A 20,653-nucleotide genomic window follows, 5' to 3' on the forward strand; every position below is an offset into this window, starting at 1 on the left:
GGCGCGCGGCCACGGAACGTATTTAAGGAGACCGGTGTATCGGCCATGTAGCCAATGCAGGCCGACTTTGTCAGCCGCCGTGTCGCACCACAGGCGAGATACAAAGCGGTACAAAGTGGCGGGCGCGACGCGCGCTGGGCGCCGTGCCAAAGGCCGGGCCATGCGCCGCTGTGCGCCTCGCCGCGCCGTTGTCCAGGCGGCTAATCGGTTGCGGCGCCCTGCCCGGGCCCCAGGCGCATGGCTTCCTCGCGCAGGCTGCGCACGAACGCATGCACCACCTCGCCTGCCCCGCCCTGGCGCCATACCGCGCCAACCGGCCCGAACGATTCGGCGTCGGCCACGGGCAGCATGCACAGCAACCCCAGCGCTTCGAGGTGGCGTGCCATGGCGCCGGAACAGACCCCGATGTAATCGGTGCCCCGCAATACCGCCTCCAGCGTCAGCACCGAACCGGTTTCCACGCGCGGCTGCAGCCCGGCCGCGCCGCGCTCGAGCAGCACCGTGTCGAGCCGGGTCCGCATCAGGGTCTCGCGCGGCGGCATCACCCAAGGAAAGGCGAACAGGTCGCGCCAGGCGATGCGCTGGCGCCCCGCCAGCGGATGATGCCGTGCCACCACCACGCCGATGCCATCCTCGAACAGCACCTCGTGCGCCAGGTGCGGCCCATAGGCGCGCGCGTCGAGGGAGCCGACGATGACGTCGTAGTCGCGCCGCTCGAGCCGCTCCAGCAAGGTATTGAAGACGCCTTCCGTGACCGCGATCTGCACGTTGGGCTGCGCCTGCTGGAAGCTGACGATGGCGCGCGGCACCAGGTGCGCCACGCCGGCAAAGACACTGCCCACATGCAGCCGCGCCACCGCGCCCTTGGCGATCGAGCCCAGCTCTTCATGCGCGCGCGAGACCTCGCCCAGCACGCGCACCGCCAGCTTGCGCACCGCTTCGCCGGCCGGCGTGAGCTGCAGCCGGCGTCCGCGCACCAGCAGCCGCGCGCCCGCCAGCGCTTCCATCTCGCCCAGCCAATGCGACATCGCCGACTGCGTCATGTGCAGCCGCTGCGCCGCCGCGGACAGGGTCCCGGCATCCAGCAGGATCAGGAAGGATTCGAGATGGCGCATGCGCAACCGGCGCGCCCACGCCACGCTATCCGCAGGTTCAGTCATGAGTGTTTACTAATACATCCATCGGAACAATTCACTGGCGCTCATGGTAAGCCAATTCAATAATGCGCAGGACTTCCCCCGCTTTCTCGGCTTCCTCACATTGTTCTCAGGCTTTTCATCTATGAAGAAACTCTCAGTTATTTCGTACCTGGCCGTGGTGGCGGCTGGCCTGGGCCTGGCCCTGCCAGCCTGGAGTTGCGGCGAAGCGGGATCGAACCGGCCGATCCGCCTGGTGGTGTCCCAGCAAGCCGGCGGCAGCACCGACACCATCGCTCGCATGTGGGCCGAGCATGCCGGCAAGGAACTCGGCACCACGGTGGTGGTGGAGAACAAGCCCGGCGCCGGCGGCGTCATCGCCGCCAAGTCGGTCCTGGCGCAACCCGCCGACGGCTGCACGCTGTTCCTGGCGGGCGTGTCGCAGATGGTGCTGAACAAGTTCGCCTACGCGCCGCTGGCCTATTCGCCCGAGAAGGATTTCACGCCGGTCGCGACGCTGACCAACGTGCCGTTCGTGCTGGTGGCCAACCCGCAGAGCGGCTTGCGCACGCTGGACAACCTCACCGAAGCGGCGCGCGCCAAACCCGGCGCGATCAACTTCGCCTCGTCCGGGCTCGGCAATTCGACCCATCTGGTGGTGGAGATGCTGCTCAAGCAGCGCGGCCTGCGCATGACCCACGTCCCCTACAAGGGTGAGCCGGATGGCGTCATCGCCACGGTCTCGGGTGAAACGCAGGTGATGGCGCCGGTGCTCAGCACCGCATTGCCGCAGATCCGCGCCGGCAAGCTGGTGCCGCTGGTGGTGTTTGCCGCGAAACGCGTGCCGGACCTGCCGGACGTGCCGGCGGCACCGGAAATCGGGCTGAAGGGTTTCGAGGACATCGGCTGGTCGGGCATCGCGGCCAGGGCCGGCACGCCAGCCGCCCCGATCCGGCGCATGCATGCGGCGACGCAGAAGTTCCTGTCCGATCCGGTGGTGGTCGACAAGCTGCGCGCGATGCAGGTCACGCCGATGCCCGGTCCGGTCGGCAAGCTGGCCGAGCTGACGGCCCGCGACACGGTCAAGTGGAAGGACGCCATCGGCGACCTGAACCTGCGCGCCAACTGAAGCCCACACAACCCTGGACCCCGAGGTAACAATGAAAAAAGGCATGGTGGTCTGCCCGCAGCCCGAAGCGGCGGAAGCAGGCATCGAGATCCTGCGCGCCGGCGGCAATGCGGCGGACGCCGCGGTCGCCTGCGCGTTTGCCCAGACCGTGGTCGATCCGCTGATGTGCGGCATCGCCGGCTTCGGCACCGCCGCGGTGTATATGCCGTCGCAACAGGCGCACGAGTACATCGACTTCCACGCCACCGCCCCGGCGCGCGCCACGGCGGACATGTGGGCCGACAAGCTGCAAGGCGAGGCGCGCGACGGCTTCGGCTTCTTCGTGAAGGACCGGCTCAACGACATCGGCTACCAGTCGATCGCCACGCCGGGCACGCTGCGCGGCCTGGAGGCGATCCACCGCAGCTACGGCAGGCTGCCGTGGCGGGAAGTGATCGCGCCGGCGATCCGCTGGGCGCGCGAGGGCTATTTCGTGCGCCCGGGCATGTATGCGTTCTGGATCGACGTGGCCACGCTGGGCCGCGCCAGCAATCTGGAGCGGCTCGCGTACAGCGCCGATGGCCGGCGCCTCTATTGCCGTGAAGACGGATCGCCCAAGACCATCGGCACGCCGCTGCACAATCCCGGCTATGCGGACACGCTCGAGCAGATCGCGCGCGAGGGGGCGGACGCGTTCTATCTGCACGATATCGCCGCGCGCATCGTCGAAGACATGGAGGCCAACGGTGGCCTGCTGTCGCGCGACGACCTGGCGGCCTACCGGGTCGAGCGCACCGCGCCGCTGACCGGCACCTATCGCGACCGCACCATCACCACCAACCAGCCCCCGGGCGGCGGCGTGATGCTGATCGAGATGCTGAACATCCTCGAACGCTTCGACCTGGCGCGGATCGGCCACAACACGCCGGAATACCTGCGCATCGTCTGCGAGGCGATGAAGGCGGCCACGCGCGACAAGGACCTGCACGTCGGCGACCCGGCCTTTGTCGAGGTGCCGCTGGCGCGCCTGCTCGACAAGGGCTATGCCCGCGCGCTTGCGGAGCGCATCGTCGCCGGCGACAAGGTCGACATTGCCCGCGTCAATCCCGGCCACGTGGTGCCGCGCGACACCACGCACCTGTCGGTGGTCGATGGCGACGGCAACTGCATCGCGCTGACGCATTCGCTGGCGATGCCCTCGGGCGTGATGACGCCGGGGCTGGGCTTCCTGCACAACGGCTGCATGGGCGTGTTCGATCCGCGCCCCGGCCGCGCCGGCAGCATCGCGCCGGGCAAGCGGCGCTTCACCTCCTCGTGCCCTTCGATCGTGTTCCGTGACGGCAAGCCGGAGATCGTGCTCGGCGCGCCGGGCGGTACCCAGATCGCCATGGGCGTGCTGCAGGCCATCCTGAACGTGGTCGATTTCGGCATGGCGATGCAGCCGGCGGTGTCGGCGCCGCGCTTCTCGTCGACCAGCAATGCCATCGACGTGTGCAACCGCATTCCGCGCTATCTCACCGCGGAACTGGAAGCGCAAGGCTACGAGGTGATCCGCAATCCTTACAACTACACCATCGCGTGGGTGCATGCGATCCGGCTTGAGCAGGGCGTGCTCGATGGCGGTGCGGATCCCGGGCGCGACGGGGTGGCACTGGAGACGGAGATCGCTTGAAGACGCGTCGCGTGCGCGACATGCACCACCCGTGCCGCCCGGGACGAAGACGGACTACTTTTCCAGCGTCAGGATCGGCGCGCCCTGCTTCTTGATCAGGAACACGACGAACTTGGCAGGCCTGGTCTTGCTGGCATTGCGCCCGACGGTGTGGATGTCGTCAGGGCCCTCGTGGAAGGTCTGGCCCGCCTTGAGCGTGACTTCCTTTCCGCCCTTCACGCCCATCACGATGCTGCCTTCGAGCACGTAGATGAAGCCGTGTGCGTCGTGGCGGTGGACCGGGTCGGCACCGCCCGGGCCATACTCCACGACGATCATCTCCACCTCCTTGCCCGGATACTCGGGCAAGGGCTCGGTCAGCAACGGCTTGACGCTGACATCGTTCGCGGCCATGGCGGGCCTTGCCATCGCCAGGCACGACAGCGCCAGCACCGGCAATATGCAGAGGATGCGCTTCATCGCCTTACTCCAGACCGGCCTTGTCGAGGCCGAACGCCTTGTCGGACGAACCGGGCACGGTGCGGAAGGCGACGTTGAGGCGGTTCCAGGTGTTGATCGTACCCACCAGGAACGTGAGATCGGACAGTTCCTTTTCGGAGTACTGCGTGCGCACGCGTTCATAGACATCATCGGGCACGCCTTGCGCCGACAGTTGCGTCACGGCTTCGGTCCAGGCCAGCGCGGCGCGCTCGCGCGGTGCGAACAAGGTCGATTCGCGCCAGATTGCCACGTGGTGCAGGCGCAGCTCACGCTCGCCATGGATTTTTGCCTGCTTGATGTGCATGTCGACGCAGAAGGCGCAGCCATTCAGTTGCGATGCGCGAATTTCGACCAGCTCACGCACAGGTGCCTCGATGGTGGTCTTCTGGAACAGTGCGCCAAGCTCGATGAGCTTTTTCGACAGTTCCGGGGATTGCTGAAAGAAGTTAAGGCGTTGCGTCATGGGTCGCTCCTGCAGGGCTATGGGTTGGGCTCACAGCCCCTCTGCGCCGTACGTCCGGCGCAGCGGCTGCTTGCCGTGAATGCTAGGTGCGGAGGAAACAGCGCGGTAGTGCCCCGATGGTGCCCACGCTGTTGTCGTGCCGGCACCAATCGTGCCGCGCCATCAGTCGATGACCCTGACGATGCTGTGGATCCCCTCGCGTGCCATCTTTGCGTAAGGGCACAGCCGCTCGGTATCCCGCACCAGCGCCTCGGCAACGTGCCGGGCCACACCAGGCATGCGGATGCGGATCTCGGCAATCAGCGCGTAGCCGCCATCCATGGGATCGCGGCCGAACGACACCTCGGCCGCGACCGTGGCATTCGACACGTCGACCCGTGAACGCTTGCCGACAAGGCTCAAGGCCCCATGAAAGCAGGCCGCAAAGCCTGCCGCGAACAGTTGCTCGGGATTGGTGCCGCTGCCCGGGCCACCGAGCGCCACGGGCAGGCGCAGATCGAGCATCAGGTTGCCATCGTCGGATCTGGCAATGCCGGAGGCACGGCCATGCCCCGCCTCACCACCCGCCACCGTGACCGTCGTCGTATAGAGCGCGGTGAAGCCCTGCCCACGGTACCGGTCGAGCAGCGTAAGCGGTGGCGGCTGCAAGCTTTCGCTGTCCCCCATATGGTCTCCAGGCTACTTGCCTTGCGATGGCTGCCAGTCTTCGAAGCGGATGCGGCCGAGGCGTGCCTCGCCCGCGGGCACCAGGGTGTCTTGCCGAAGTTCGGCGCCGAAGTATCGCGCGGCCGTATCCGCCACGACGCGACGCGTGTCGCCAGTGGCCTGCAGATAGCGCTGCACCAGGTCGCTCATCTTGAAGCGCTCCGGCCCGGCGATCTCGGTAATCGCGTTGAGCGGTGCGGCCAGCGCGGCGTCGGCGACGGCGTCGGCAACATCGTCCGAGGCAATCGGCTGGATCAGCGCGGACGGCAGCGTGATGGTGTCGCCCGGCCCGGCCGACTGCACGATGCCGCCGAGGAATTCGAGGAACTGGGTCGAACGGACAATGGTGAAGGGAATGCCCGCCTTGCGGATCAGCGCCTCCTGCGCGATCTTGGCGCGGAAGTAGCCGCTCTGCTCGAGCTTGTCGGTACCGACGACCGACAGCGCGACATGGTGGCGCACACCGGCCGCCTGCTCGGCTGCCGCCAGGTTGCGGCCCGAGGTCTCGAAGAATTCCAGCACGGCCCGATCCTCGAACGACGGCGAGTTTGCAACATCCACCACCACCTGCGCGCCCGACAGCGCTTGCGCCAGGCCCTCGCCCGTCAGCGCATTGACCCCGGTGGCCGGCGAGGCGGCAACTACGTCATGACCCTGGGCAGCCAGTCGCGCGACGACTTTCTTGCCGATCAGGCCGGTACCACCGATAACAACGATCTTCATGATGCCTCTCCAGACAGAAGGTGGACAATTCCCTCCGCATGTTAGGGAAGGCGGTGATTGCGCACCAGAGCGGCGCGGGACGCACGCTGTTTCCTGTTTGGCATCAATCGAACGTGGCAGCGCCGGCGCAAAGGGTGTGCACCCGCCCCGCAGGACATGCGCGGCGCCCGCGCGCGGGTCTAGCGATTCACCTTGAGACGGTATTCGCTGGGCGAGAGCCCGAAATGCCGGCGGAACGTCACGCGCATCCGTTCTTCGCTGCCGAATCCACACGCGCGCGCGATCACGTCGATCGGCTGGCTGACGTCCTGCAGCTGGCGCCGCGCGGCCTCCAGGCGGAAATACTCGACGCCCTTGGCTGGCGTGCGGCCGGTTTTTTCCTTGTAGACCCGCGCGAAATTGCGCGGGCTCATGCCAACGCGATTGGCCAGTTGCTCGACCGAAAGCGCTTCGTTCGCCAGGTTCTGGGTGATCCACAGGTGCAGCGATTCGAACATCGGCACCTGGCGGCTTTGCGTGATCAGGATCTCGCTCAACTGCGGCTGCGCCCCGGGCCGCTTCATGTAGACCGCCAGCTCCTTGGCCGCATTGAGCGCGACCTCGTGCCCGTAGTCGGCTTCCGCCATGGCAAGCGCCAGGTCGATGCCGGTGGTGACGCCGGCCGAGGTCCAGAGGTGCTGCTGCTGTACGAAGATCGCATCCAGGTCCAGGTCCACCGTGGGGAACAGCACGCGGAACCGGTCAAGCATGGCCCAGTGCGTGGTGGCGCGCTTGCCGTCGAGCAGGCCCGCGAACCCGAGCAGGAAAGCGCCGCTGCACACGGACGCCATGCGCCGTACCGAGCCGGACGCGCGGGTCAGCCACTCGATCAGCGGCGTCGAGGTTCGCGCAACCTCGAGGATGGCCGGCGAGCCCGGCACCACCACCGTGTCGACCGTGCCCAGGTCGAAGGTATCGAGCGCCGAGGTGTGCATCGCGGTGCCTTCCACCGTCGTGACCATGCCGCCCGAAAAGCTGGCCGTGTGACAACGGTAGCCCGGCATGCCGCGGGCCTGGGCGTAACGGGATGCGGCCCAGAACACGGTCTGGGGGCCGGCAAGATCGAGCAGGCTTACGTCCGGATACGCCACGAACAGGATGTTGCGTGGCACATCTTCGGCGTTCTCGGGGGCAAGGGGCGACGGATTCAGGACCATGGGCGGGAAATACCGTAATCGGGGCGATGCTATGTCATCGGAGCCAGCGTGCGCAAGAGACTGCGAAGGCTGGGCGGTCTGCGCGATACATGTCTTTTTGCGCCTGGCTCCGGACACAGGCTACCGGTAGTGCGGCGGCGTTTCCACTGATGCACCAATCGCCGCTGAAGATGGCGTGACGTGCAGCGACCGGCTGGCAGCCTGGCAGGAATTCGGGGTTCGCTGTCATTTACGCCCCGCTGGCCGGTTATTAAGATTCGCAAGGGTCGGCCAGGGACGCGAGGACATCGACGCGCATCGGGCGCCGCAGCAAACGGTGGGTGCGAGCGGCTTCCCGGCGCGCATCGCCCTGGGCGGCGGCGCTTTCAACGCGCTTGCCGGGCACTGTATCAGCGATGGCCGACGCGCTGCAAAAGAGGGAGCCCTTGGGGGGCAGACATGAAGCCATCAGAGCCAACGGATATGCCGGAGCGAAGCTTCCGCCTGAGTTTGCCCAATCGGGCGGACGCGCTGTCGGCCAGCTTTGCGGCCAGTTATGCCGGCATCATGGCATTCATGGCTGTGGCAAGCGAGGGCAGCTTCGCCAAGGCGGGAGAGCGCCTGGGTATCGGTCGATCGGCAGTGAGCCGCAATGTGCAGAAGCTCGAAACCCAGCTCAGCACGCGGCTGTTCCTGCGCACCACACGCACCACGCAGCTGACGCGCGAAGGGCAGCGCTTCTTCGAGAACTGCCACCAGGGCGTCACGCACATCGTCGAAGCGATGAACGACATACTGGAACTGCGCCAGGGCCCGCCGCGCGGACTGGTGCGAATCAGCGCGGCAGTGGACTTCGGCAGGAAAGTCGTCGCCCCGCTGCTCGACCAGTTCGTGCGTGCCTACCCCGACATCGCCATCGACCTGCTGCTCGACGACCGGCCTACGGATTTTGCCTCGGAGCAGATCGACATCGCGTTCCGCAATGGCCGCATCGAGGATTCGAGCATCATCGCAAGACAGCTGATTCCCATGCAGATGGCCTTGTGCGCGGCGCCGTCCTACGTGGCCAGGCACGGGCTGCCCCAGACGCTGGAAAACCTGGCGCAGCACGAATGCATCAGCTTTCGCTACGCCAGCGGACGCGTATGCGATTGGGAATTCAAGGCCGACGGCGTGGTGCGCAAGTACACGCCCACGGCGCGCATGACGTTCAACGACGCCGACCTGGTCCTGCAGGCCGTGCTGCGGGGTTGGGGCATTGCGCAGCTGGCTGGCTACCAGATCCGCGATCACGTGGCGAACAAGGAATTGCTGGTGGCGCTGGACCGGTACGCGCCCGACGACCGTGGGCATTACCTGTGCTACCTGAGCCGCCAGCACTTGCCCACGCGCATTCGTGTCTTCATCGATTTCATGGTCGAGCATATACGTGGGCTCGATCTGAATTGCCTGACCGGCTTCAACCCGGCGCGCGCGAACGGCGATGTCAGGATGGCAACCGCTCCCACCGCTGGAGAGCTGGGCTAAAGGACAATGCCATGTTCCGACGCCGGTTCCGGCACGGGGTCGGTCTCGCCTAGCATCTCCATCAGTTCGCGCTCGATCTTGCGGCAGATGTGCGCGATCGGCACATCGTTGGCGCCGCCTTCGAAAGGGTTTTCGGTGCTTTCACCGACCTGTTCCAGCGCGAGATACATCCACGAGATCATCGCGCTGAACGGAACCACCAGCCAGATCAGGTGGCTATGCATGAAGCCCGGCACGCTGCTGTTGAGCTTCTCGAATTCCGTGAGAATGCCAAAGGGAAGCAACAGGCAGAACGAGCGCACGAAGAGCTGGTTGATGACCGCGTATTGCCTGGGGTACGGATAGTCCTTGATACGCTCTGCCCGCCCTTGCTGCTCGAAGGCATCCCGGATGGCTCGTTCGAACTCCATATGGAAGGCGCAGTCGATCTCGCCGGCTTGCACCAGGCGTTTGATTGCCGCTGACTGCGAGGCAAGTATCCGCGTTGCCTTGCTTTCGGTCCGCCGCAGCGCATCGCGCTCATCGGGCGGCAGATACCGGGCAAGCGCATGTTCCAACGGTGTTTCCCACTCGGGCACGCGGTAGTGCTTGCGGTATTCCACGTTGGCAGCCTTGCCCGCGTTCTCCCAGATCCGCGGGCTTCTGAGTTGATAGCGAAGCGCCGTCAGCCACGCGCAGTGCCGCAGAACCAGTTCTCTTCCGGCCGCCGGCGTGGTGGTGAAGTCCCGGCTGATGACACCCAGGAACCGGCTTCCGTTCAGGATCTGCGTCCAGACCTGCTGGGCCTCCGACGCCCGGTTGTAGGTCTGCACATTCTTGAAACCCACGATGAACGAGGTGGCGGTGCCCAGCAACACCACGACCGATAGCGGCACCGACAGCCATGTCAGCCCAAGGAGCTGATAGAGAACAATGGGGAGCGCTCCACATGCCAGCAAGGCATAGATTTGCCGTCTCGACCAGACGATGAATTCGGACAACGAGTAGGATCTTCCGAGGTGCATGATCGGAATCGTATGAGCGGTGGCACCCATGCGCTAGATGCGCAGCGATACGCATGGCGTTGCCCGGACGGCACCAATCCCCGGCGCGCGGGTACGCGCTGCCTGACCGGCCTGGGCCGCGTGAGCGAAACCCAGCTACGGTACGCGGGCAATCCGGTGGCTGAAGCCACCGGCAAATTCGATACCCCCGAAAATTTTCCTTGTAATGAGATCGATTCCCATTTACTATTCGATCACTGCCTGCCGTACGGCGCACCGAACCCGGCACCGGATGGCACAGGCAGACCGGCCAGGCTGGCCCCGCTCGCGGCACGCGACGGCGACCAGCGCTGGCCGGGACAGATTTCCGGATGCCGCCCCCGCGGCCTTCGACACCGTCTTTTGTGGGGACCGCTCCGTCACGCGGAGCGTTTGGTAGTAGCCAGTCTCCGGAAGATCGGGAAAGCAACCAGACCCCGCTTTCCCGATCGCGTCTTCCGGCGGCAAGCCAGGCCACCTTTTTATTCCGCGCGCCGTGCAGGCACGTCGCGCCGCCAGGGGCAGGAGCGCCAGCGCGCCCGGGCCCTGGCGCTTCCCGCCTGAAATCCCGCCACGCCACCGACGCCGCGCCCGCGGCGCCAGGGCCGGGCGCCGCCCTGACTGCGGGGCGCCAGCCGCAGCATGCCTATGCCATCCGCCATGTCATCCGAGAGCACCAACCCGATCCATCTCAAGCGCGCCGGCCTGAAGGCCACCTCGCCCCGGATGCGCATCCTCGAAGTGTTCCGCACCAGCGCCAGGCGCCACCTGAGCGCGGAAGACGTGTATCGGATTCTGTTGACGCAGGACGAGGATGCCGGGCTGTCGACGGTGTATCGCGTGCTCAACCAGCTGGTGCAGGCCGATATCCTGCTGCGGCACAGCTTCGAGTCCGACCACGCCGTGTTTGAACTGAACGAAGGCGGTCACCACGATCACCTGATCTGCGTGGCGTGCGGCCGCGTGGAGGAATTCCGCGACGACAGCATCGAACAGCGCCAGCGCCAGGTCGCCGCCGACAACGCCTTCGTGCTGCGCGAGCATATGCTGGTGCTGTATGGCGTGTGCCCGCAATGCCGTGCCGCCGACGCCGATACCGAGCGCGTGCCGGAACTGCCGGCCAGCGCCTGATCCCGCCGCATGTTGCGCGCCTGACGGAGCCATCCATGGAGCGCCTGACCAAACCCCTGTCCGAACTGAAACACCTGATCAACCGGTGCCTGCGCCAGGAGCCCGGCTGCCAGGACTGCCAGCTGCGCGCGGTGTGCGTGCACCGGCCCGACCATACCGGCTGCAACTGGAGCGCCGAAGTCGATTTCCCCGAACGCAGCGAAGCCGACGCCGTGCGTCACTGGCGCCAGGCGCGCCGCGTGGTGATGATGGTGCGCGCGCAGTACAACGTGGGCACCGCGACGCAGGCCTGAACCCTCAATGTTCAGCGGTAACGCCGGACGCCCGGCTAGCGTCACGCTGCCCCGCACGGGCCGGCCGCAACACCAGCCACACAGCCATCCCGATCAGCACCCCGCCCGCCGCGTGCGCCCACGACAGCGCCTCGCCGAGGAACAGGGCGCCCCAAACCATGCCGAACGGCGGAATCAGGAAGGTCACCGTCAGCGAGCGCACCGGGCCCAGGTCGGCGATCAGCCGGTAGTACAGGATGTAGGCCAGCGCCGTGCACAGCGTGCCCAGCCCCAGCATGGCCGCCCAGACCCCGGCGCCGGCGTCGGGCAGCGTGTTGTGGCGCCACAGCGCGGCGATGCAGAAAGGCAGCAGGAAGGCGGCGGCACCCACCAGGCTGCCGGCTGCGACCAGGCGGCTGTCGAGCCCGCCCCGCTGCGTAATCCAGCGCCGCGCGAGAAAGCCCGACAAGCCATAACAGGCGGTGGCGAGCAGGCAGGCCAGTGCCCCCAGCAAGACCTCCGCGGTGAATGCCACCGGCCCGGTGCGGGTCAGCACCGCGACACCTGCCACGCCCAGCATCACGCCCAGGGCTTTTGCGCGCGTCAGCGGTTCCGCAAACGCGATCGCCCCGATCACCACGCCCATCAGCGGCGTCATGGCATTGAAAACCGCCGAGTAGCCGGCCGGCAGCCACAGCGCCGCCACGGCATACATCGCGAACGGAATGCCGGAGTTGACCACGCCCAGCGCCAGCACCGCCGGCCATTTGCCTTGCATCTCCCACCGCAGGCGCAGCAGCGGCAGGCACGCTGCCAGCGTCAGCGCGCCGATCAGGACGCGCACGAACGCCGTCGGCACTGGCCCCAGCACCGGCGCGCCGATGCGAATGAACAGGAAGCTGGCGCCCCAGAGGGCGGCAAGGGCCAGCAAGCGGATCAGGTCGAGGGGTTTCATCGGTCAGCGGGTATCCGCCAGCAGGTCAGCGATGCCGCATTGGACGCCGGCGCGGCGCCGATCGCAAGCCGGATTCGGACCTGTGGCCCGGTAGCCCGCGCCCGGGAGGTCAGCGGGACGCCGCGAATTGGCGACGCGTTGACAGATCTACATGAAATTTGAGGGCCGTTTCCGCCACAATGTCACGTAAACACGTCACTTTCTTACCGTGACCTTTCATCCTTCCCCCTCGCAGGAGGGGACGCGTTGCCGACGCGTGACAATCCGCATTCGATTAAATTAAAATCTGGTCTGCGCCAGAGTTAATTGACCCCTCCGACGCATTCCCGACAAGCCGCCAGGCCCCCTGGCGGCTTCTTTTTTTGATGCGGTAAAATGCGCGCTGCCCGGCGCAGCGGCAGGCAATACCCGTTCGCCGCCGGTCCCACGGTGCAGCAGGCATCACAGCACCTGCATCCCGCGTCAACCGGCGCGGCGCCACCCGCGTTGCCAATCCACATGAAACGACAGTTCCTGGGCCTGCTGGCCCGCGTCTACGTCCTGCAATTCGCGCTGGAAGTACCCGCGACGGTGGCCATGCTGGCCGACATGCTGCTGGAATATGGCTTCCAGGTCGATATCGGCTCGGTGCGCCCCCTGCTGCGCGCGTTGCAAATGGAAGGCTACCTGGAAAGCGTGCTGCGCGACGGCATCGGCCGGGTCTACCTGCTGACCGAACGCGGCCGCGAAGAACTGCAGGCCAGCCGCCAGCGCATCGACGACCTCTATCGCCGCCTGCACGCCGGCCTGCCAATCACCGACGAAGCACAGCGCTCCGCCTGATCGCGCGCCCGACGCCGGCGCCGCGAGCGTACCCGTTTCTGCGCGGCTGCTTGGTCACGGCGGCGGCGCCCCAGCCGGCGTACCGGCCTTACTTCTTCTCCGCCTTGCCTTCGTAGCGCTTGCTCCATTCGGCCAGGATGCGGTCGCGGTTGTCGCTGGCCCAGCGGAAGTCGTTCTTGATCAGGCGCTTCTCGTAGTCCGCCGGCAGCAGCGCATCGGGCTTGGCGATGCCCGGCACGGCCAGCACCGCGAAGTTCTTTTCATACAGCGCCATCGCCTCGCGCGACGCGGAGAAGTCGGCCAGCTTGCGCGCGGCATCAAGCTGCCTGGTGCCCTTGACGATGGCGGTGGCCTCGATGTCCCAGCCCAGGCCTTCGCTGGGCAGCACGATGTCGATCGGCGCCCCTTCCTTCTTCGACTTCATGGCGCGGTACTCGAACGCGATGCCGATCGGGAACTCGCCCTGCGCCGCCATCTTGCACGGCTTGGAGCCCGAGTGCGTGTACAGGCCGATGTTCTTGTGCAGGGCGTCCATGTATTGCCAGCCCTTCTGCTCCCCCATCATCTGCAGCCATGCGCTGACGTCGAGGAAGCCCGTGCCCGACGAGGCCGGATGCGGCATCACCACCTTGCCGGCGTAGACCGGCTTGGCCAGGTCGGCCCACGAGGCGGGCTTGGGCAGGCCCTGCTTCTGCGCCTCGACCGTGTTGAAGCAGATCGCCGCGCCCCACACGTCCATGCCGACCCATGCCGGCGGGTTGGCGGGACTGCGGTATTTCGCGTCGATCGCGGCCAGGTTCCTGGGCGCGTACGGTTCCAGCATGCCTTCCTTGTCCAGGATCGCCAGGCTGGAGCCGGCCAGGCCCCACACCGCGTCGGCGCGCGGCGCGGCTTTTTCCGCCAGCAGCTTGGCGGTGACGATGCCGGTGGAGTCGCGCACCCACTTGATCTCGATATCCGGATGCACCTTCTCGAACGCGGCCTTGTAGGCGGCGATCTGGTCGGCTTCGAGCGCGGTGTAGACCGTCAGCACGGTGGCGGCGTGGGCGTGGCCGGCCAGCAGCGGCAGCGTGGCGGCGGCCAATGCTGCGGCAAGGCGGGTGATGCGGGACATGGTTTCTCCTTTGGGGTCGGTCAGTGTGTTGCGCAATGCAGCGGGATGACAAAACGGGAACGGTTCAGCCGGCACGCCAGCGCTGCGCGCGGCGCAGCCAGCCGGCCGAAAGCGCGTGCAGCAGCAGCGCCGCCAGCACGGCGGTCAGCAGGATCAAGGTCGACATCGCCGCGGCCGGCGCGGTATCGCCGGCATCGTCCATGTTCAGCACCGAGATCGCGGCCAGCACGGTGTCGGGGCTGTACAGGAAGATCACCGCGGAGACCGTCGTCATCGACGACACGAACAGGTAGCGGAAGATGTCGAGCAACGCCGGCAGGCACACCGGCACGGTCACGCGCCAGCACGTCAGCAGCGGCGCCACGCCCAGCGACAGCGCGGCGGCCTCGAACTCATGGTCGAGCTGGCGCAGTGCGGCGGCCGCGGTCAGGTGGCCGGTGGTGTAGCAGTGCGCGACATTGCATAGCACCAGCAGCGCCATGGTGCCGTACAGCGCGTGCAGCGGATTGCCGGGCGCATTGAAGAAAAACACATAGCCCAGGCCCAGCACCAGGCCCGGCACCGCCATCGGCAGCAGGAAGCCCGCACGCAGCACGCCGTGCAGCCAGGCGGGCCCGCGCGTGCGCAAGGTCAGCCAGGCCCCCAGGAAGATCGCCACCGTGCCGGCCAGCGCGGTCAGCGCCGACAGCTTCAGGCTATTGCGGTAGGCCAGCCAGCCGCCGCCGTCCATGTTGTCGAAGTCGTAGTGCGCCAGCGTCAGGTTCAGGTTGTACGGCCACAGCTTGACCAGCGACGCCCCCACCGCGGTGGCGACCACCGTCAGCAGCGCGGCGCTGATGCCCAGCACCAGCAGCAGGCACGCGCTGTCACGGCCACGCTCGGGCGCCGGCACGTATACCTGCGCGCGGCTGCCCAGCTGCGTGCGCTGGCGCCGCTGCAGCGCCATGTCCACGGCAAAGGTCAGCAGCGCGGGCGCCAGCAACAGCATGCCGATCAGCGCGCCGCGGTCGAACTGCTGCTGGCCGACCACGGCCTTGTATGCCTCCAGCGCCAGCACCGGGTAGCCACCGCCTACCACCTTGGGCACGCCAAAGTCCGTGATCACCAGCGTCAGCACCAGGCAGGCCGCGGCGAACAGGCCCTGGCGCGCGCCTGGCAGCGTCACGGTACGAAAGGTGCGCCACGGGCCGGCGCCCATCGCGCGCGCCGCTTCATACAGGCGCGCATCGGCCAGCGACAGCGTCGCCACCAGCACCATCAGCGCATGCGGGAAGGTGTAGAAGGCCTCGCCCAGCACGATGCCCCAGAAGCCATAGATGCCACCCGCCCCGAAGGCGCCGCGGAAGATGCCCTGGTTGCCGAACAGGTAGACCAGCGCGATCGCCGGCAGCAGCGAGGGGGCAAACAGCGGCAGCAGCGCAATGCCGCGCCACAGCGGCCGCAGCACGATGCAGGAACGCTGCAGCGCATAGGCAAAGCCGAACGCCAGCGGCACCACCAGCGCCACCACCGTCAGCGACACCGCCACGCTGCGCCCGAGCATCGGCACGAAGTTGGGGCCGGAGACCAGCGCGGCCAGGCGCGCGCCCAGCACCCACTGGCCCGCGCCATCGAACCAGGCCTGGCGGAACAGCGCCAGCAGCGGCAGCAGCAGGCCGACGGCAAGCCCGGCCAGCCACAGCCACTTCATCGCGGCGGGGGCGCCGTGCGCCAGTCGCCCGGCCAGGCCGGTGCCGCGCCGGTGGGATGCAGGTGCCTGCGTTGGCAGCACGGTCGTGGCGGCGCGCGTCATGCGAACACCCGCAACGCCGGCGCGGGCAAGGCAATCCAGAACTTGTGGCCGCCCGCCTCCGGCAGCCGGTGCCGCGCCTCGCGCGCGACGTCGGCAAACAGTGTCAGGCCGGGCAGCCGGTCGGCTGCCAGCGCGAGCCGGTAGCGGTTGCCCAGGTAGGTCTGGTCGACCACGCGCGCCAGCAGCCGATTCGGCTCGGCGGGGTCCGGGTCCAGCCGCACCGCCTCCGGGCGGCAGCACAGCCTGCCGGCGCCAGCCACGGGCGCCGCGGCGTCCACCAGCAACTCGACCGCCTCGCTGCCCTCGCCAACCCGGAAGCGCCCGGCCGGCGCGCTGTGTCCGGGTAGCCAGTTGGCCTGGCCGACAAAGCCGGCGACGAAGGCCGACGCCGGCTGCTCGTAGATCTCGGCGGGCGTGCCCGCCTGCACGATGCGCCCCCCGTCCATCACGGCGATGCGGTCGGCCATGGTCATGGCCTCTTCCTGGTCGTGGGTGACCATCACGGTGGTGATGTTCAGGCGGCGCTGCAGCTGGCGCAGCTCCACCCGCAGATGCTCGCGCACGCGCGCGTCGAGCGCCGACATCGGCTCATCCAGCAACAGCAGCGAAGGCGCCGGCGCCAGCGCGCGGGCCATTGCCACGCGCTGCTGCTGGCCGCCGGAGAGCTGCCCGGGGAACTTGCGTTCGCTGCCGGCCAGCCCGACCAGGTCGAGCATCTCGGCCACGCGCGCGTCGCGATGCGTGCGCCCCATGCCGCGCCCGTGCAGCCCGTAGGCGACGTTCTGCGCCACCGTCAGATTGGGGAACAGCGCGTAGGACTGGAACAGGATGCCGTAGTCGCGCGCCTGCGGCGGCAGGCCGGTCAGCGCGCGCGCGCCGGCGTGGATGCGGCCGGCGTCCTCGCGCTCGAGGCCCGCGATGATGCGCAGCAGCGTGGTCTTGCCGCAGCCGGACGGGCCCAGCAGGCACAGCAGCTCGCCTTGCCCGACCGACAGCGACACCCCATCCAGCGCGACGAAGCCGCCAAAGCGCTTGCTGACCTGCTCCACGGCCAGGAACGCCCTGCCTTGCGTTGGCTTGCCTGCCTGCATTACCGAATCTCCCCGCATCTCGATCGAACCGGCCGCCAGCATAGGCAGCGCAGATGCCAGCCATATGGCAGATCGGCAAAGTATTTCGATGGAGCTATCGGGGGATTTGGGATGCCGCGCGCGGGGCGCGGTCAGGCCTGGGACGGCGTGGACGCAGCCGGGATCTGGGCAATGTCCGGCACGGCCAGCGGCTTGCGCAGCACCTCGCGCAGCGCCTGCTGCGGCACGCCCTGGCTGAACAGGAAGCCCTGCAGCCCGTCGCACCCCTGCGCGCGCAGGAAGGCGAACTGCGCGGCGGTCTCCACCCCTTCGGCGATCACCTTCAGATGCAGCTGGTGGCCGAGCGCGATGATGGCCGCGGCCACGGCCTGGTCGTGGCCCGGCGTGGCCACGCCGTCGACAAAGGACTTGTCGATCTTGAGCCGGCTGATCGGCAGCCGGGTCAGGTAGCTGAGCCCCGAGTAACCGGTGCCGAAATCGTCGATCGACAGCCCCACGCCCAGCTCGCGCAGGCGGCGGAAGGTTTCGATGGTGGTCTCGCCGCCATCGACCAGGAGGCCTTCGGTGACTTCGATCACCAGCCCCTGCGGCGGCAGGCCGGCTTGCTGCAGGCAGCGCGCGACGGTGTCGGGGAAGCTGGCCTGGCGCAGTTGCAGCGGCGAGATATTGACCGCCACCTCGAGGTCGCGGCCCAGTTCCGTGCGCAAGGCCTGGATCTCGCGGCAGGCGGTGGCCAGGGTCCATTCGCCCAGCGGCACCACCAGGCCGCTCTGCTCGGCAATGGGGATGAACTCGGCCGGCTGCATGACGCCGCGCTCGGCGGTCTCCCAGGTGATCAGCGCCTCGACGCCGGGAATGGTCAGCGTGGCGGTATCGACGATCGGCTGGTAGCGCAGCCGGAATTCGTTGCCCGCCAGGGCGCGCCGCAGCAGGCCTTCGATGGTGAAGCGCGCCAGCGAGGCCTCGGCCATTGCGCTGGCAAAGCGGCACAGCTGCGCTCGCCCGCCCTGCTTGGCGGCGTAGACCGCCGAGTCGGCGGACTTGAGCAGCTCGGTCAGCGTGTCGCCATCGTCCGGGAACACTGCCATGCCGATCGACGGCGTCACGCGCAGGCGCTGGCCGCCGGCCAGCAGCTCTTCATTGACGCGCGCCTGGATCTTGGCGGCGATCAGCTCGGCTTCGCTGTCGTGGCGCAGGCCGCCCAGCACCACGCCGAACTCGTCGCCGCCCATGCGTGCCACCAGGTCGCCCTGGCGCACCGTGCCCTTGATGCGGTCGGCCATGGTGCGCAGGACGTCGTCGCCCACCGGGTGGCCGAGCGAATCGTTGATGTGCTTGAAGTGATCCAGGTCGAGCAACAGCAGCGCCACGCGCTCGCCGCGGGTGCGCGCTTGCAGCAGCAGGGCCTGGGCGCGCTCGCTCAGCTCGGCGCGGTTGGGCAGGCCGGTGAGCGGATCGTGCAGCGCCAGGTGGCGGATGTACTCGTCCACGCGCAGGCGCTCGGTCAGGTCGTAGCCGATCGCCTGGTAGCCGGCTGCGGGCGCGCCGGGCGCGGCATTGCTGGCGGGCGCCTTGGGCGACGACGGCAGCGGCAACGCGGACACCGCCAGCCGCACCGGCATGCGCGAGCCGCCCTTGCGCACCCAGGTCCATTCGCGTTCATCGGTCAGCCCCAGCCGCGGCTTGGCCAGCAGCGCGGGCAGCCCCGGCGGCACCGGCGCGCCCAGTTCGGCGCTCAGCGCGCGCGCGTGGTCGGCCAGTTCGGCGGCGACATGCAGGCCGGTCATGGGCATGTGGCCGACCAGTTCGGCGCTGCTGTACCACAGCATGCGCTGGCCGGCCGCGTTGATGCCGGTGATCAGGCCGTGCTGGTCGAAGGTGATGACGCAGAAGGCGGCGTGGTCGAGCAGCCCGGCATAGCGCGCCGCCTGCACCGCGGCGGTCTCCTGCGCGCGCCGCTCGGGCGCGAGGTCCGTCAGCGCCCACAGCCAGTGGCACGCCGCGCCGGCGGCGCCGGGCAGGCGCGTGGCGCTGACGCGCAGCGCAAAGGTGGCGCCGTCGGCGTGCACGCCCGCCAGTTCGCGGTGGACTGCGGAACCCGCCGCGGCGTCGGCGGGAACCACGCCGGTGGCGCCGGGAACCAGCGCGTCCAGGCTGCGTCCGGCCAGGCGCGTTGCATCGGTGCCGAACAATTGCCCGGCGCGCTCGCTGGCGCGCACCACCACGCCCTGCGCATCGGTCACGACAAAGCCGTCGGCGGACTGGGCCAGGCAGGCCTGCAGCATGGCGCTGTCGTCTTCCCAGGCGTGCACGGCCTGCGCCTCGCGCTGGCGCGCGGCGCGGCCCTGACGCGCCAGCGCATGGGTCAGCCATGCCAGCAGCAGCGTCGCCAGCGCACCCGCCGCCGGGACCAGATAAGCGGGGTGCGGGCCATGCGCGGCTTCGAAGGCGGGACGGGTGGCGGCGCGCAGCGTCCAGCTGCGGCCGCCATAGTGGAACTGGCGCTCGCCCTGCAGCAGCGGGGCCTTGCCGTCTTCGCGCAGCTCGCCTTCGGTGGGCCCGCCCGACAGCAGCGCCCCGGCCGCGGCGGGGCCGCCCTCGTGCAGCGACAGTTCGAGTTCGTTCGCGGCCGAGGCCCCGACCGCGCGCATCAGGTCGCCCAGCCGCAGCGACAGGTAGACGTAGCCGAGCACGGCCTCGCGCCGCTGCGCCACCGTGCTGAGCGCGGCAGCGCCGCCATAGACCGGCAGGAACACCATCGCGCCCCGCTGGCGCGGCACGGCCTCGGGCTCGCGGATCGGGTCCAGGCCGGCGCTCAGGCGCGGCTCGCCGCTGTCGCGGGCGGCTTCGAGCGCGGCCCGGCGGGTGGGCTCGGACAGCATGTCGAAACCGGCAACCCGCATGCTGTGCCCGTCCAGCGGATCGATGTAGAGAATGGGTGCGTACCGCGCGCGCGCGCCGGCGGGATGGATGCTGTAATCGGCGAGGCCGTCGGCGCGGGCGGCCTGCACCAGCCGTGGTACCTGCTGCGGCGTGGTGAGCGGGGCGTAGCCGATGGCCTGGGTGCCGGCCGGCAGGTCGTCGCGCTGCGCGGTATAGAGGTAGTTGCGCCATTGCGCGCGCGAGGTGGCGGGATTGGCCGTCATCACCGCGGCCACGCCGCGCAGCAGCCGTTCGTTCTCCAGCATGCGCTCGCGCAGCGCGCCGCCGGCTTGCGCCAGCAGTGCATCGAAGTGCTGCTGGGCGGCGCGGCGCTCGAGCCGGTCGGCCTGCAGCCATGCCCCCGCCGTCAGCATCGCGCCGCCGGCCGCGACCAGCAATGACAACAGGGCGGGAGGAAGCGAAGTCAGTCTCATGTTCGGTGGGTTCCGGCATGCGGCAGGGGCCCCCCCCCTGCGCAGGCATGCCGCCACGCGACCAGCCCTCGCCTTAGCGGGGGACTATACCGTGGCGCAGGCAGCGCGC

Annotated in this window: 18 protein-coding genes; 6 read left to right on the forward strand and 12 right to left on the reverse strand. The window is 68.4% G+C overall.

Translation table 11 applies throughout. The features are described from left to right. Window positions 1–200 precede the first annotated feature (200 nt). Window positions 201–1,160 carry a LysR family transcriptional regulator gene (locus ACOCMH_RS02540; RefSeq protein WP_427307607.1) on the reverse strand — a complete coding sequence of 320 codons (960 nt, stop codon included), beginning with the start codon at window positions 1,158–1,160 and terminating at the stop codon, window positions 201–203. A gap of 121 nt (window positions 1,161–1,281) precedes the next feature. Between ACOCMH_RS02540 and ACOCMH_RS02545 the strand changes: the two genes are divergently transcribed. Then, window positions 1,282–2,265, forward strand: a complete 984-nt coding sequence (locus tag ACOCMH_RS02545; protein ID WP_427307608.1) for a Bug family tripartite tricarboxylate transporter substrate binding protein — start codon at window positions 1,282–1,284, stop codon at window positions 2,263–2,265. 43 nt (window positions 2,266–2,308) lie between these two features. Next, window positions 2,309–3,916: a gamma-glutamyltransferase gene (gene ggt, locus ACOCMH_RS02550; RefSeq protein WP_427308332.1), complete on the forward strand. Its 1,608-nt coding sequence runs from the start codon at window positions 2,309–2,311 to the stop codon at window positions 3,914–3,916. 54 nt (window positions 3,917–3,970) lie between these two features. On the opposite strand, the gene ACOCMH_RS02555 is transcribed toward ggt, so the two are convergent. The 5 genes from ACOCMH_RS02555 to ACOCMH_RS02575 form a co-directional block, all read right to left on the reverse strand. Next, a complete protein-coding gene (locus ACOCMH_RS02555; protein ID WP_427307610.1) occupies window positions 3,971–4,375 on the reverse strand; it encodes a cupin domain-containing protein in 405 nt (134 codons plus the stop codon). Between the two features lie 4 nt (window positions 4,376–4,379). After that, a complete protein-coding gene (locus ACOCMH_RS02560; protein WP_427307611.1) occupies window positions 4,380–4,859 on the reverse strand; it encodes a carboxymuconolactone decarboxylase family protein in 480 nt (159 codons plus the stop codon). Between the two features lie 162 nt (window positions 4,860–5,021). Continuing rightward, window positions 5,022–5,525: an Ohr family peroxiredoxin gene (locus ACOCMH_RS02565; RefSeq protein ID WP_427307612.1), complete on the reverse strand. Its 504-nt coding sequence runs from the start codon at window positions 5,523–5,525 to the stop codon at window positions 5,022–5,024. 12 nt (window positions 5,526–5,537) lie between these two features. Beyond that, window positions 5,538–6,287 (reverse strand): SDR family oxidoreductase, encoded by a 750-nt coding sequence (locus ACOCMH_RS02570; RefSeq protein ID WP_427307614.1) that lies wholly within the window; start codon window positions 6,285–6,287, stop codon window positions 5,538–5,540. A gap of 179 nt (window positions 6,288–6,466) precedes the next feature. Continuing rightward, window positions 6,467–7,483 (reverse strand): GlxA family transcriptional regulator, encoded by a 1,017-nt coding sequence (locus tag ACOCMH_RS02575; RefSeq protein WP_427307615.1) that lies wholly within the window; start codon window positions 7,481–7,483, stop codon window positions 6,467–6,469. A gap of 438 nt (window positions 7,484–7,921) precedes the next feature. Here ACOCMH_RS02575 and ACOCMH_RS02580 point away from each other — a divergent pair, with 438 nt between their 5' ends. Further along, the gene (locus ACOCMH_RS02580; protein ID WP_427307616.1) at window positions 7,922–8,989 is read left to right on the forward strand and encodes a LysR family transcriptional regulator; all 1,068 of its coding nucleotides are present in this window, start codon (window positions 7,922–7,924) and stop codon (window positions 8,987–8,989) included. Here the strand turns inward: ACOCMH_RS02580 and ACOCMH_RS02585 are convergent. After that, the gene (locus ACOCMH_RS02585; RefSeq protein WP_427308334.1) at window positions 8,986–9,993 is read right to left on the reverse strand and encodes a bestrophin family protein; all 1,008 of its coding nucleotides are present in this window, start codon (window positions 9,991–9,993) and stop codon (window positions 8,986–8,988) included. The two genes, ACOCMH_RS02580 and ACOCMH_RS02585, sit on opposite strands and share 4 nt — an antisense overlap. A 660-nt stretch (window positions 9,994–10,653) precedes the next feature. On the opposite strand from ACOCMH_RS02585, the gene fur reads away from it, so the two are divergent. Then, on the forward strand, window positions 10,654–11,142 hold the full coding sequence (gene fur / locus ACOCMH_RS02590) for a ferric iron uptake transcriptional regulator (RefSeq protein ID WP_427307617.1): 489 nt from the start codon (window positions 10,654–10,656) through the stop codon (window positions 11,140–11,142). Window positions 11,143–11,177: 35 nt separating this feature from the next. Then, on the forward strand, window positions 11,178–11,435 hold the full coding sequence (locus ACOCMH_RS02595; protein WP_427307619.1) for a hypothetical protein: 258 nt from the start codon (window positions 11,178–11,180) through the stop codon (window positions 11,433–11,435). Window positions 11,436–11,439: 4 nt separating this feature from the next. Here ACOCMH_RS02595 and ACOCMH_RS02600 read toward each other — a convergent pair whose 3' ends face one another. After that, window positions 11,440–12,369, reverse strand: coding sequence for a DMT family transporter (locus tag ACOCMH_RS02600; RefSeq protein ID WP_427307620.1), 930 nt, complete (start codon window positions 12,367–12,369; stop codon window positions 11,440–11,442). Window positions 12,370–12,867: 498 nt separating this feature from the next. On the opposite strand from ACOCMH_RS02600, the gene ACOCMH_RS02605 reads away from it, so the two are divergent. Beyond that, entirely contained in the window at window positions 12,868–13,191 is a 324-nt protein-coding gene (locus tag ACOCMH_RS02605) for a PadR family transcriptional regulator (RefSeq protein WP_171517416.1), read from the forward strand. A gap of 88 nt (window positions 13,192–13,279) precedes the next feature. Here ACOCMH_RS02605 and ACOCMH_RS02610 read toward each other — a convergent pair whose 3' ends face one another. The 4 genes from ACOCMH_RS02610 to ACOCMH_RS02625 form a co-directional block, all read right to left on the reverse strand. Beyond that, on the reverse strand, window positions 13,280–14,305 hold the full coding sequence (locus ACOCMH_RS02610) for a putative 2-aminoethylphosphonate ABC transporter substrate-binding protein (RefSeq protein WP_427307621.1): 1,026 nt from the start codon (window positions 14,303–14,305) through the stop codon (window positions 13,280–13,282). A gap of 64 nt (window positions 14,306–14,369) precedes the next feature. Then, complete coding sequence (locus tag ACOCMH_RS02615; RefSeq protein WP_427307622.1) at window positions 14,370–16,097, reverse strand: putative 2-aminoethylphosphonate ABC transporter permease subunit; 1,728 nt, start codon at window positions 16,095–16,097, stop codon at window positions 14,370–14,372. After that, window positions 16,094–17,188 carry a putative 2-aminoethylphosphonate ABC transporter ATP-binding protein gene (locus ACOCMH_RS02620; RefSeq protein ID WP_427307623.1) on the reverse strand — a complete coding sequence of 365 codons (1,095 nt, stop codon included), beginning with the start codon at window positions 17,186–17,188 and terminating at the stop codon, window positions 16,094–16,096. The genes ACOCMH_RS02615 and ACOCMH_RS02620 overlap by 4 nt, the downstream gene beginning before the upstream one ends. Before the next feature lie 131 nt (window positions 17,189–17,319). After that, complete coding sequence (locus ACOCMH_RS02625; protein ID WP_427307624.1) at window positions 17,320–20,544, reverse strand: bifunctional diguanylate cyclase/phosphodiesterase; 3,225 nt, start codon at window positions 20,542–20,544, stop codon at window positions 17,320–17,322. Between the last annotated feature and the right edge of the window lie 109 nt (window positions 20,545–20,653).

Origin of the sequence: Cupriavidus sp. H39 (genome assembly GCF_050271075.1) — a bacterium.
GTDB lineage: Bacteria > Pseudomonadota > Gammaproteobacteria > Burkholderiales > Burkholderiaceae > Cupriavidus > Cupriavidus necator_B.